The organism is Faecalicatena orotica (assembly GCF_003149245.1).
Classification (GTDB): domain Bacteria; phylum Bacillota; class Clostridia; order Lachnospirales; family Lachnospiraceae; genus Faecalicatena_A; species Faecalicatena_A orotica.
This window is the reverse complement of record NZ_QGDL01000016.1, coordinates 1-12,939: the sequence shown is the minus strand read 5'-3', so window position 1 is coordinate 12,939 and position 12,939 is coordinate 1. Positions and strand designations below refer to the sequence as shown.

The window sequence follows — 12,939 nt, the reverse complement described above, 5'->3', positions numbered from 1 at the left end:
AGAAAGATATGAAGATAGTAGTATTAGATGGATATACTGAGAATCCCGGAGATTTAAGCTGGGATAATTTGGAAAAATTAGGGGAATTAACAGTATATGACCGTACAGCCCCTGAAGATATAGTAGAGAGGATTGGGAATGCACAGGCTGTTATTGTAAATAAAGTACCAATAACAGAGGAAACTCTGAAGCATTGTCCGGAGATCCGTTATATCGGTGTTCTGGCAACCGGCTACAATGTGATAGATATCAAAGCGGCAAGAAAGAGGAACATTCCGGTCTGCAATATTCCCACCTATGGAACAACCGCAGTCGGCCAGTTTGCGATGGCTATGCTTTTGGAAATATGCCACCATACGGCACATCATAGTCAGGCGGTACACGAAGGTAGATGGGAAAATAATCCGGACTGGTGTTTCTGGGATTATCCTCTGATCGAACTCGCGGGCAAGACAATGGGGATCATTGGGTACGGACGGATTGGCCAGAATACAGGCAGACTTGCACAGGCATTTGGAATGAATGTGCTTGCATATGATAAGTTCAGGAATCCAGAGCTTGTAACAGAAACATGCAGATATGCCGGACTGGAAGAATTATTTTCTGCTTCCGATGTGATTTCCCTTCACTGCCCCCTGTTTCCGGAGACAGAAGGAATCATTAATAAACAGAATATCAATAAGATGAAGGATGGAGTCATCATACTGAATAATTCAAGAGGTCCGCTGATCAATGAACAGGATCTGCGGGAGGCTCTTGACAGTGGAAAAGTTTATGCAGCAGGCCTTGATGTCGTATCTGCAGAACCAATCAGGGGAGATAATCCGCTGCTCGGGGCAAAGAACTGTATCATAACACCGCATATAAGCTGGGCACCCAAAGAATCCAGACAGAGGCTGATGAATATTGCAGTAGAGAATCTGGAAGCATTTATGCACGGGACTCCGCAGAATGTGGTAAATTAAGAATTATTATCACTTTTTTATTACCGATCCCCTGAATTTTCATACTGAAGCAGCACAGAAGCATAAAAAACATCCTCTTTCCATTCAAACCGTACTGTACCATGATAACGCTCTGCAATGTCTTGTATAGAGGACGCGCCGACACCCATTCCCTTCCGCTTCGAGGACATGGGTATGCCGTCCTGAAAGGTTACAGGAATTATACAGCTGTTATCTGTCAGGATCAGTAATTCTGAACTGCCGTGGCGTTTGATCCTCAGTTTAATAAATTTCTGGCCTGAGGACTGACGCTGGCAGGCTTCTACTGCATTTTCCAGAAGATTACCCAGTAGTACTGTCATATCTGTTTCTGTAATGGGACAGGAATCAGGATAATCAATCTTCGTGTCAAAGAGAATTTTATAATCTTTTGCCATCCCTGCATAGTAACAGACAATGGCATCGACGACGTCATTGTGGCAGTACGATTCCAGTATATCAGGCGGAAGCTCGCTTCTATACAGGTCAATATAATTCTTCAGGCCTGTTCTGTCATCTTTATCTATATACGACTGCACAACCGCCAGATGCTGCCGCAGGTCGTGTCTGGCTTTGCGCATGGCTCCCATATGCTGTGACAGAGAGTCGAACTGTTTCTTCTGTGCCATTATGCTCTGGTCGGCATATTTTAAAGCATCCTCCAGCTGTGTGCGGCTTTTAGATAATTCCAGTACTTTTAGTGCAACATAGGAGACATAGCATGTACCAAACAGCATCAGATAACGGGATATGATAAATTGCCAGGTTGCATACGCATAGATATCATCATTAAAGCAGTACAGCATTCCAAACAATGCCGAAAAAAGCGGGATTTTCCACAGATGTTTCCATAGGGCAGTATCCTGTATCTTCATCGCTTCCATAATCGTATGTGAAAAGAACCGGAGAAGAATCGGGCAGGTAATGAGATAAATGATAACCCGGGCAATATTGTAAACCAGATACGGGTGCCGGTCAGAGAAATCCCAGAAAAATCTGCTCTCAATAAAGTTGGCGTTGCCAAAAACAAAAAAGGACCATGCAAATATAAGCAGATAAGTAAACATCAGCTTTGGAAAGCTTTCTCTGATCAGTGCAAAGGAAAGCGTGAGATTGATGAGCATAAATACATAGCGCATGAGGGTGGTCCATTGTACCGCCATCTCATACCCGCCTGCATTAATTAAGTAAAAGGACAGGCTGTTGAGCGCGGACACACTTATAATCAGCACCATGACATATTTAAACGGAATCCGCAGTTTATCACGGAACATCAGATACCGGGGCACTGCAAAAGGTATAAAATCAAGGAAGGGAAACAAAAGTACCATGAATGTATCAATCATAACAAATCATCCTCCCTCGCTTTTTGAAAAAGATACGTGTGATAGTCACTTTCAATCTTCTTTTTATCTCTTTTAGAAAAAAGAATTCTATCCCCTGTTGTCAGCACAAAATGCAGCCCGTCTATTTTCTCCACATGGTCAAGATTCACCATACATCCTTTATAGCAGGTCAGAAACTGCGGGTAGTTCAGCATAGCCGCCGCTGTACTGAACGGGATGCGGTAGCGCAGAATCCCCCGCTGCGTTGTATGGATCTGTATATAATGTCCGTCTAAATCACACCAGAGAATTTCACGCAGCAGTATTTTATCATTTTCTATAGAGATGAATCTCGCATTTCTCAGCTTTGCGATGCCTGCCAGAGTCAGCGTCTGCTTAAAATCATCATAAGAAAATGGTTTTAGCAGATACCCTCCCGCCCTGACGTGGTAGCTGTCTATAGCATGTTCGCGGCTGTTGGTAATAAACACCAGAACGACGAGCTCATCAATTTTTCTGATCCCTTCAGCCGTTTCAATTCCGGACAGCCCGTGCATATACTGGTCAATAAAAATAAGGTCAAAAGAGTCTTTAGTATAACCTGTCAGAAATTCTTCCCCACTAAAAAAGCTTTCAATCTGAACAGGGTCTTTGGCATAATGTTCTGTAAAAAAACGATGAAGACAATCCCGGATCTCATTTTGACATTCTAAAAGGTCATCTATAATAGCTGCTTTCATACTGTCTCCTAACTATCTTATGTCAATATAAATATTTTTTGTCAACCCCATTTTACATGAAAAATGGTGATGAAACAATGCAATTTTCGGCCAAAATCTGCAAATTTCAGCCAGTTCATTGTCGGTTTCTGCCTATTTGTTATGATAAAAGAAGACTTAATACTCAAAGAGGGGGACCGGAAATTATGAAAAACAGGAAGCGGATGAGAGCTGTTTTAATGGCTGCGGTACTGATAATAACGGCTGTAAACAGCCCGGCAGTTGTCTATGCACAGGAGGTATCACCACCAGTTGTAACACAGGAAGGCAGTCAGGAAAATGGGGTAGAAGAAACAACGCCGGATCTTGCATCCAGTAGTATCGGCCAATTGTCCACCGGTAATGTGGAAATTACAGAACAGAACTTTCCGGATGCTGCATTCAGAGAATATGTAAAGAAGTTTGACAAGAATCCTAAGGATGACGTTCTATCTGCAGATGAAATAAAAAAAGTTACTGACATTAGTGTAGCATACAATAAAAATATATATGATTTAACTGGAATAGAAAATTTTACTTCATTAAAGTATCTGATCTGTAATGATACAGGGATCATTAGTCTGGATGTAAGTCATTTTCCTGAGCTCTTATATTTGACTTGTAATAATACAAAAATAAAGGAATTAAAAGTTGATAAGAATATAAAACTAACTAATTTGTACTGCTACAACACAGGTATCGATGCTATAGATGTTTGTAATAATGAGGAGTTATTACTTCTGAATTGTGAGATTACAAATGTAGCAAAAGTGGATGTTAGTAATAACGAAAAACTAGTAAGGCTGTTTTGCGGGAGGACTGCTGTAACGGATATAAATGTAAGCGGTAATAAATATTTAAGAGAACTGGGATGCAATAATACAGGAATCTCAAATCTTGATGTAAGTAATAATACAAAACTGGAAATACTAACTTGTTATAATACACCTCTTACATGGCTGAATATCGGGAATAATGATAATTTAAATGCAAAGCTTATAAACCCTATCCTGCCAGCCACAATAGATGTAACTGGTAATTCATTTGATATCACAAGTAAAATTCCCGGAATCGATCTAGATAAAGTAGAAATGATACAAGGCGGAAAACTTGAAGGAAATACTGTTACCTTAGACAATGCACAATTTTTTATGTATGAATATGCATGTGGAACAAGCGCTGAAGGACCAGAGGTGCTGACTGTAAAAGTAAATCTTAATATTACAAAGCTTGACCGCAGTGTGGAAATAACGAAAAAACTCGATAAGATTTATGACGGTACAGAAGTGAGTTTATCAAAAAACGATGTAAGTATTTCAGGCAGCACGGGGGACGTGCAGTTTGTATATGAAGAATACAAAGGTGATGTCTGGAATTTAATCACAGAAAATCCAAAGAATGCAGGAACATACAGAGTGACTGCCCAATTGAAGGAGGATACCTTTAACAACGGGGCTTCCTCTGAACCTGAAATATTTACAATATCACAGATAGCAAACAGCTGGATCAGCGCCCCGGCCATCAAAGGCTGGACATATGGAGAAAAAGCAAATGCCCCGTCCGGAAGTGCAAAATATGGAGACGTGATCTTTACATACAGCGATTCGGAGAACGGAAACTTCACAGACAAAGTGCCGGATAAGGCAGGAACATGGTATCTTAAGGCATCCGTTGAAGAGACACAAAATTACGCGCCTTTAAAAGATATCAGAGAATTTAAAGTATCACAGGCAGCAAACAGCTGGATTAGCGCCCCGGCCATCAAAGGCTGGACATATGGAGAAAAAGCAAATACCCCGTCCGGGAGTGCAAAATATGGAGATGTGATTTTTACATACAGCGATTCGAAGAACGGGAACTTCACAGACAAAGTGCCGGATAAGGCAGGAACATTTTACATGAAAGCATCTGTTGAAGAGACTATGAATTATATGGGATTGGAAGAGATTAAGAAGTTTACAATTGCTAAGAAAAGCGAACCTAAAAAGGAGGGTATGCCTAAAAATGATGATTCCAAGAAGAACAGCAGTACAGGTAAAAGCGTGAAAAGCGTAAAAACCGGGGACATCAGTGATACAGGAATGCTTGTGAACCTGAGTGCTTTATCGCTTGCAATAGCTGGTATATTTATTTGCATGAAAAGAAAAAAGAATATGAAAGACAAGTAATAACGGATGCAGTAGTTATTAGCTAAAAGGCCTGTTGGGACATTACAAGTTCCAGCAGGTTTTTTGCTGTGAATTTTTACTGCATGTCAGCCTATCCCCCGTCCCATACATAATCTGTATTTATTCTAAAATAATAAAAATATATTGATAAACAATAAAAATATATTGAAATTCATGACTGCAAGTGATATAATCCAGAAAAAGGAAGCAGTAAAATTATAAAGTGATTGTAACTGTTCATGGTCCTGAACAGTTACAAGTGATTTATATTCAGGAAAGGATATGAAGTATATGAGTCATGAAAAGTTAATAAAGTTTACGAGTATGTTTTTAAATCTTATGTTTTACGCAGGGATCGTTGTCCTGATCGGACTCCCGTTTTTGTTAAAGCTGGCAGGAGATTATTATGACAGTGACATCACAAAACAGTTCTGGCCGATGCTGTTTGTAGTTGGAGCATCTGGAATATGCGGTCTCACGATCGTATACCAGCTGCGCAGGATGATGAAGACGGTTCGGGACCAGAATTGTTTCGTAACTGAAAATGTCAGCAGTTTACAGCTGATGGGAAAGGTGAGTCTGGTGATTTCAGTATTATTTATTCTAAAAATTTTCTTTCTGCCTACGCTGGCCACTTTTGTTATTATTCTGACCTTTTTTATTGCGGGGATATTCAGCCATGTGCTGTCCTGTGTTTTTCAGGAGGCGGTCCGCTTTAAAGAAGAAAATGACTTGACAATTTAGGAGGCGCGGTATGGCGATTATAGTAAATCTGGATGTAATGATGGCAAAGAGAAAGATGAGCGTTACCCAGCTTGCGTCAGAAATAGATATTACAATGGCGAATCTTTCGATTTTGAAAAACAATAAGGCAAAAGCGGTCCGCTTTACGACGCTGGATGCGATCTGCAGGGCACTGGACTGCCAGCCTGGTGATATTCTGGAGTATGTGGAAGACGAAGAGTAGGCAGGGCGGTATGCATGCCGGGAAGGAGTTGTTATATGGGTACTTTATCAATCAATAAACTGGAAGAGAATTACATTTTCACAGGCTGTCTGTGCGGGATTTACGGGATTGTTTTCACATTCTGTCTGTATAAGAACCTGTCAGGGATTACATTTCCTCTTTTTGTAGCAGGCACGATTGTGACTACGGTGCTGTTCTTAAAACGTATGGGGATTACTGTGAAAAAAGAATTTATGCTGTATGCGGCGGGGATGATGCTGCTCGGAATTTCTACAGTTTTGACGACCAGTATCTTCTTTCATTTTTTTAACTGGATGGGGATTCTTCTTCTCCTTCTGACTGCCGTACTGCAGCAGCTCAATGAGGACAGCGGCTGGAGTTTTCAGCATTATATAGTCTCATTGCTGATTCTGACAGGAAGGACTATGATCTCGGTCTGTGACCCATTTATTCATGGAATGAGATATAAAAGAGCAAGGAAACAAAAGGAAAAAAGTACCTATTTAAAACCTGTTTTGGCGGGAGCCAGTGTTGCGGCAGCAATTTTGTTTGTCGTTCTCCCACTTCTTGTGTATTCAGACAGAGTATTCGGGACGATTGTTATGAAACTTTTCAGGCCGGTTCATTTTGGCGCTGAATGGGGGATTATCCTAACATTTTTTCTTGGTTTTATCCTGATGTATGCGTTTCTTTCAGGTATGTCGGGGTATGTAATCAGGGAAAGAACAGATATTGTAAAAGGAAAGGTTAATGCTGTTTCTGGAATCACTTTTGCAGGAATACTGGCAGCAATCTATGTCTTCTATTCTGCGATCCAGATTTTGTTCCTGTTTCTCAGACTGGACAGCGGGCTTCCGGCGGGGGTCACGTATTCACAGTATGCAAATTCGGGCTTCTGGCAGCTCCTTGCGGTCAGCCTGATTAACTTTGTCACCGTTCTGATCTGCATAAGCATATTTCCTGAAAATAAGATTCTGAAAATCCTGCTGATGACGATCTCAGTCTGCACCTGCATCATGACTCTTTCTGCCGCTTACAGGATGGTGCTCTATGTGAAAGCCTATCATCTTACATTTCTTAGAATCCTCGTCCTGTGGTTCCTCGGCGTGCTTCTGCTGATCATGTTTGGCGTTATGAGGAGTATCCTAAGGAAGCAGTTCCGGCTGTTCCAGTATATCATGGCAGTCGTAGCGGTAAGCTATATCGGGCTTTCTTTTGTAAGAGTCGATAAAGCAGCGGCAGAATATAATCTGTCAAAATGGGAGCAGATTTCACAGCAGGACCTCCTCCAGCATATTTACACAGGTTCTCTGGATGCGGCCCCGCTGATTGCTAAGATGGGCAGCAGGGTGGCTGTACCTGAGGGGGGAATTGAAGATGTTTCTTATAAGCAGCTCATCACGGATTATTACCAGAATATTCTGGACAGGGAGATGACCTTAAGATCATGGAATTATTCACTTTCAGAGGCAAAGAAGGCGGCCAGAGAGTATATGAAACATCCATTATAAGCCTGAAAGATTAAAGAGAAAACTCATTGCCTAAGGGGTGCATTACCTATATAATGATGTTAAAGGCAGTTATTAATGCACTATACCACACAGGCAGGAGGCAGTTTGGATGAATAAAAAACAGATAGGTGGCCTGGTTATCGCGGTTATACTATTTATTGTGACCGGGGTAATCAGTGTTTTTACAAACGTATCGGCAGAGCGCAGGGCAGCAGAGACTGCGGAAAAGCTTCTGGCCGGGGGTGTTAGATTCGATGCACCGAGAAGCGACTACATTGCTGTCGTCAGAGTTGAGGGTACGATCCAGCAGCAGACATCGACTTCGCTTTTTGAAGCGGCGGAAGGATATCAGCATATCACAACACTGGATTATATTGACTACCTGATGGCAGACGGTTACAACAAAGGAATTCTTCTTTACGTTGACTCCCCGGGCGGTACGATTTATGAGTCAGATGAGCTGTATGAGAAGCTGGCGGAGTATAAAGAGAGCACCGGCCGTCCGATCTGGGATTACATGTCACATTATGCGGCTTCCGGCGGCTATTATGTGTCTATGAATTCGGACAGGATTTATGCAAACCGCAACACGGTTACCGGATCGATAGGTGTCATTATGTCTGGATATGACATGAGCGGCCTGTACGAAAAGCTTGGAATCCGGTATGTCAGCATTACAAGTGGGACCAACAAGGATTCCTCTAAAATGACGGACGAACAGGTTGAAATCTACCAGAGTCAGGTAAATGAAGCTTACGAACGGTTTGTCGAAATTGTGGCTGAGGGCAGGGGTATGACAGTGGAAGAGGTGAAGAAGCTCGCAGACGGCCGGACATACACTGCAAATCAGGCTTTGGAAAATGGCCTGATCGATGAGATTTCTTCTTTTGAAGAGATGACAGCCGAAATGAGTGAGGAATTAAACACATATTATTATTATGAACCAAAGTCGGCCGATTCCGTATTGGCTTCACTATTTTCCGAAGTAAAAAAAGCTACACCTAAGTCTGAGGCACAGGTACTCACGGAACTTGCTGAAGAAAAGGCGAATGGAGGGCTGATGTATTATGCAGAACAACTGCAGTAATATCCCGAACGAGGGCATGAGAGAAGGTACTCCGCCGTTTCAGGGGAATACAGGCAGACCCCATCCGGAACAAGGCAGGGCAGAGAACACATATGCAGGTTTCTGGGTTCGTCTGGGTGCCTATATAATAGACAGCATCGTTGTATTTTCAGGACTTCTCGTCGTACGGTTTGTCATGTGGATGGGAATGTCTGTGTTTGACGGTGAACTTTTCAGCGGCCGTATCCTCTTTCAATATACGCTGAAAGATATTGTATTGTATGCGGCCCAGGTATTGTATTTTATCTTATGTACCTACTACACAGGAACGACACTTGGAAAGCGTGCAATGAACCTCAGGGTCATACACGCGGATGAGACAAAGAAACTGTCATTTTTAAATGTTGTATACAGGGAGACGGTCGGAAGGTTTTTAAGCGGGATCATCCTTGGAATCGGATATATCATGATCGGGATCGATAAGGAAAAAAGGGGCCTTCATGATTTCCTGTGTGATACGCGGGTGGTGTATGGCAGGAAAGTAAAGGTATACCCGGTTTACCGGCAGCCGGTGCAGCAATACAGGCCAGTGCAGCCGCAAAGACCTGTACCGCCGCCTGTACCTCCGCAGATGGATGTACCTCCGGCATGCAATGAGAATACACCGCCGGATGCACCTTTCTCTGTTTCGCAGGAAGACAGGAACAATCAGCCGTAGCTGCTATCTGTTAATAGATTCTGCGTTCGCGAGAATAATTTCAGCGGTCCTCTTTACTGTGAAAGAAACAAAATCTGTACACTGCGCCTTTCTTTCCGGAGAATTTTTCTCCATTCCCCGTGTCAGCGCCCGGCAGCAGGAGGCCCCGCAGTGTTTACAAAAGTCATCATGCAGTTCCCGGCAGACCTCGAAGCATTTATGAATCTTCGGGTCGCCGGGTTCTGTACGTCCGAAGAAATATCCCAGCATCATCGTTCCGCCCGCCAGTGCACCGCAGATACATCCTCCGCCGCCAAGTCCCCAGGGAAAGCCGGAACTCATGGCGATCGCGTCATCAGAAAGCTCCAGCTGAAAATGTTTTCGGATTGCATATACAATAGATTCTGAACAGGCAAAGCCGGAATGGAAAATATCAACAGCATCTTTTTGCAATTCTTCCATATTAATCTCAGTATTATAATTTTTTCCCATTATGAATGAACCTCCTGATCAAATAATCACTTTACTTACAAGAAAAACCTGTATTTTCAGGCCAACTTTACTATACCACTATTTTCTTTTTTTAAAAACTATATTATAATAAGAAAAGTTATAAATATAAGGTCATCAGGAGGAGCCATGTTACGATCAATTAATGTTGGAGAAATTACAAAGAACATAAAAGAAATGTGTATCGAAGCAAACCATTACCTGTCACCAGATATGGACGCAGCCATGAAAAAAGCAGAACAGGAAGAAAAAGCGCCGCTCGGGAAACAGATACTGGAGCAGCTTCAGGAGAATCTGAAGATTGCAGCAGAAGAAATGATTCCGATCTGCCAGGACACAGGAATGGCAGTAGTATTTCTGGAGATCGGACAGGATGTCCATCTTGAGGGCGGCCTGCTGGAAGACGCGGTTAACGAAGGCGTGCGTCAGGGCTATACAGAGGGCTATTTAAGAAAATCCGTAGTTAAAGACCCTTTGATCAGAGAAAACACTAAGGATAACACTCCTGCCATCATACATACAAGAATCGTTGCAGGAGACAAAGTAAAGATAAAAATAGCGCCAAAAGGATTCGGCAGCGAGAACATGAGCCGCATCTTCATGCTAAAACCTGCCGAAGGAATCGAAGGCGTCAAAAACGCAGTCCTCACAGCAGTCAAAGACGCAGGCCCCAATGCCTGTCCGCCAATGGTAGTAGGGGTCGGAATCGGCGGTACATTTGAAAAAAGCGCAATCATGGCAAAAGAAGCACTAACACGCGAAGTAGGCTTACATTCTGACATAGAATATGTAAAAGAGTTGGAAGAAGAACTCTTAAGCCGTATCAACAGCCTAGGAATCGGCCCGGGAGGCCTCGGCGGAACAACAACAGCACTCGCTGTCAACATCAATACCTACGCGACCCACATAGCCGGCCTGCCGGTAGCAGTCAACATATGCTGCCATGTAAACAGACACATCGTCCGGGAAGTTTAGCATATTAACGTGTGAAAAGGGGTCAGACCCTTTTGCCTCTCGTTTTCAGAATATTCTCAAAATTTAGCCAGAAAGGAATCTTTGATATGGACAAACATATTACGGCACCTATTACGAAGGAGACTTCAAAATCGCTTCATTCAGGTGATTATGTGTATATTACAGGGACAATCTATACGGCACGTGATGCCGCGCACAAGAGGATGTATGATATTCTTGCCGAGGGCGGAGATCTGCCAATTGATATAAAGGACCAGGTGATTTATTATATGGGGCCATCCCCGGCCAGAGAGGGACGTCCGATTGGTTCTGCCGGACCGACCACAGCAAGCCGCATGGACAAGTATGCACCGCAGCTGCTTGATCTCGGACTTGGCGCTATGATAGGAAAAGGAAAGCGCAGCCCGGAAGTGATCGATGCGATTATAAGAAATGGATGTGTCTACTTTGCAGCAGTCGGCGGAGCCGGAGCATTGCTTTCAAAATGTATTGTAAATTCGGAGGTGATTGCCTATGATGATTTGGGGACAGAGGCAATCCGAAAACTTACCGTAGAAAACTTTCCTGTAATTGTCGTAATCGACAGTGAAGGAAACAACCTGTACGAGACCGCCATTAAAGAATACTGTACGGAACAGTAATTTTTGTGTATGCCGGACCAGCTTGAGCTGTGCCGGCATGGACATACCTGAAATGCAAAATATTTCTATATTAATGTTTATTTATTATTTATTTTGGAAAGAATAGGATCTGAGAGGAAAATGTAATGAAACGTATACTACTGATGGTATTTCGAAATATACTGCTGGTGCCTTATATGTGGTGCCGCTTGTGTTATCATGCATCTCATACGGAAAAATATACTGAGGATGAGCAGTATGACCTCCTAAAGTTTATTGTACTCCGTGCCAATAAGGGCGGAAATGTCCGTATAGAAACGCATGGTATCGAAAATATTCCGAAAGAAAATGGATATATGTTTTTTCCAAACCATCAGGGCTTATATGATGTACTTGCAATATTAGAAGCCTGTCCAAGGCCTTTTTCTGTCGTTGCAAAAAAAGAAATTAAGAATATCCAGTTTTTAAAACAGGTTTTTGCATGCATGAAAGCATATATGATTGACAGGGAAAACGTACGTCAGGCTATGCAGGTTATTATTGATGTATCTAATGAAGTGAAAAATGGTAGAAACTATCTGATCTTTGCTGAAGGCACCCGTTCTAAAAATGAAAACCGAATTGGAGAATTTAAAGGCGGAAGTTTCAAGGCAGCCACAAAAGCAAAGTGTCCAATCGTGCCGGTTGCACTGATAGACTCATTTAAACCATTTGATACGAATACGATCAGTAAGGTTACCGTACAGGTACATTTCCTGAAACCTCTATATTATGATGACTATAAAGATATGAAAACACCTGAGATTGCAGCCCTTGTCCATGATAAGATACAGGATACAATTGACAAAAATGAGAAAAAATGAAAAAGTTGCAATTTTAGCGTTGACATTAAGAGATCAGTTTAGTATAATAAATTTTGCACTGTTGGTGCTTACTTAATTGAAAGCAATTATTCAATAGGTAGAATTTAATAATGTCCTGCTGAAAAGGCAGGTATTATTCAGAATCAGGAGAAATACTCAAGAGGCTGAAGAGGCGCCCCTGCTAAGGGTGTAGGTCGGGAAACCGGCGCGAGGGTTCAAATCCCTCTTTCTCCGTTTGATGTTTTCCAGAACTACTGGGCAAAACCAGTAGTTTTTGCATGTAGGCCCTGCCGAAAATGTAGTAGAAAACATCACTTTGTCCACTAAATATAGTGTCAAAAAAAGCATTTGAAAAAAAGTTGAAAAAATTTAAAAAAACTGTTGACAAATGTATATGAGAAATGATATTATATCTAAGCTGACTCGCGAGAGACAGCAAACGACAAAAAGTACCTTGATAATTAAACAATAGACAACAAACCCTTGAAAATTTCTT

Annotated in this window: 13 protein-coding genes and 1 tRNA gene; 11 read left to right on the top strand and 3 right to left on the bottom strand. The window is 42.2% G+C overall.

Annotated elements, in window-relative coordinates:
- Positions 1 to 8 precede the first annotated feature (8 nt).
- Complete coding sequence (locus A8806_RS21480) at positions 9 to 965, top strand: D-2-hydroxyacid dehydrogenase (RefSeq protein WP_109733229.1); 957 nt, start codon at positions 9 to 11, stop codon at positions 963 to 965.
- 20 nt (positions 966 to 985) lie between these two features.
- Here A8806_RS21480 and A8806_RS21475 read toward each other — a convergent pair whose 3' ends face one another.
- Complete coding sequence (locus tag A8806_RS21475) at positions 986 to 2,329, bottom strand: ATP-binding protein (RefSeq protein WP_109733228.1); 1,344 nt, start codon at positions 2,327 to 2,329, stop codon at positions 986 to 988.
- The gene (locus tag A8806_RS21470) at positions 2,326 to 3,048 is read right to left on the bottom strand and encodes a LytR/AlgR family response regulator transcription factor (protein ID WP_109733227.1); all 723 of its coding nucleotides are present in this window, start codon (positions 3,046 to 3,048) and stop codon (positions 2,326 to 2,328) included. The genes A8806_RS21475 and A8806_RS21470 overlap by 4 nt, the downstream gene beginning before the upstream one ends.
- Before the next feature lie 185 nt (positions 3,049 to 3,233).
- Here A8806_RS21470 and A8806_RS21465 point away from each other — a divergent pair, with 185 nt between their 5' ends.
- The 6 genes from A8806_RS21465 to A8806_RS21440 all read left to right on the top strand — a co-directional run bounded on the left by A8806_RS21465 (position 3,234) and on the right by A8806_RS21440 (position 9,496).
- Complete coding sequence (locus A8806_RS21465; RefSeq protein ID WP_109733226.1) at positions 3,234 to 5,234, top strand: leucine-rich repeat domain-containing protein; 2,001 nt, start codon at positions 3,234 to 3,236, stop codon at positions 5,232 to 5,234.
- 291 nt (positions 5,235 to 5,525) lie between these two features.
- A complete protein-coding gene (locus A8806_RS21460; RefSeq protein ID WP_109733352.1) occupies positions 5,526 to 5,978 on the top strand; it encodes a DUF2975 domain-containing protein in 453 nt (150 codons plus the stop codon).
- Between the two features lie 10 nt (positions 5,979 to 5,988).
- A complete protein-coding gene (locus tag A8806_RS21455; protein ID WP_109733225.1) occupies positions 5,989 to 6,201 on the top strand; it encodes a helix-turn-helix domain-containing protein in 213 nt (70 codons plus the stop codon).
- A gap of 35 nt (positions 6,202 to 6,236) precedes the next feature.
- A complete protein-coding gene (locus A8806_RS21450; RefSeq protein ID WP_181368820.1) occupies positions 6,237 to 7,712 on the top strand; it encodes a DUF4153 domain-containing protein in 1,476 nt (491 codons plus the stop codon).
- Positions 7,713 to 7,821: 109 nt separating this feature from the next.
- Positions 7,822 to 8,799 (top strand): signal peptide peptidase SppA, encoded by a 978-nt coding sequence (gene sppA, locus A8806_RS21445; protein WP_109733223.1) that lies wholly within the window; start codon positions 7,822 to 7,824, stop codon positions 8,797 to 8,799.
- A complete protein-coding gene (locus A8806_RS21440) occupies positions 8,780 to 9,496 on the top strand; it encodes an RDD family protein (protein ID WP_242996220.1) in 717 nt (238 codons plus the stop codon). Before sppA ends, A8806_RS21440 begins: the two co-directional genes overlap by 20 nt.
- 3 nt (positions 9,497 to 9,499) lie before the next feature.
- On the opposite strand, the gene A8806_RS21435 is transcribed toward A8806_RS21440, so the two are convergent.
- Positions 9,500 to 9,967: a C-GCAxxG-C-C family (seleno)protein gene (locus tag A8806_RS21435; RefSeq protein WP_109733222.1), complete on the bottom strand. Its 468-nt coding sequence runs from the start codon at positions 9,965 to 9,967 to the stop codon at positions 9,500 to 9,502.
- A 147-nt stretch (positions 9,968 to 10,114) separates the two neighbouring features.
- On the opposite strand from A8806_RS21435, the gene A8806_RS21430 reads away from it, so the two are divergent.
- The 4 genes from A8806_RS21430 (at position 10,115) to A8806_RS21415 (ending at position 12,677) form a co-directional block, all read left to right on the top strand.
- On the top strand, positions 10,115 to 10,960 hold the full coding sequence (locus A8806_RS21430; RefSeq protein ID WP_109733221.1) for a fumarate hydratase: 846 nt from the start codon (positions 10,115 to 10,117) through the stop codon (positions 10,958 to 10,960).
- An 86-nt stretch (positions 10,961 to 11,046) separates the two neighbouring features.
- The gene (locus A8806_RS21425; RefSeq protein ID WP_109733220.1) at positions 11,047 to 11,601 is read left to right on the top strand and encodes a Fe-S-containing hydro-lyase; all 555 of its coding nucleotides are present in this window, start codon (positions 11,047 to 11,049) and stop codon (positions 11,599 to 11,601) included.
- Between the two features lie 125 nt (positions 11,602 to 11,726).
- Complete coding sequence (locus A8806_RS21420; RefSeq protein WP_109733219.1) at positions 11,727 to 12,443, top strand: lysophospholipid acyltransferase family protein; 717 nt, start codon at positions 11,727 to 11,729, stop codon at positions 12,441 to 12,443.
- Between the two features lie 146 nt (positions 12,444 to 12,589).
- A tRNA-Ser gene (locus tag A8806_RS21415) sits at positions 12,590 to 12,677 on the top strand.
- The last annotated feature ends 262 nt before the right edge of the window (positions 12,678 to 12,939 follow it).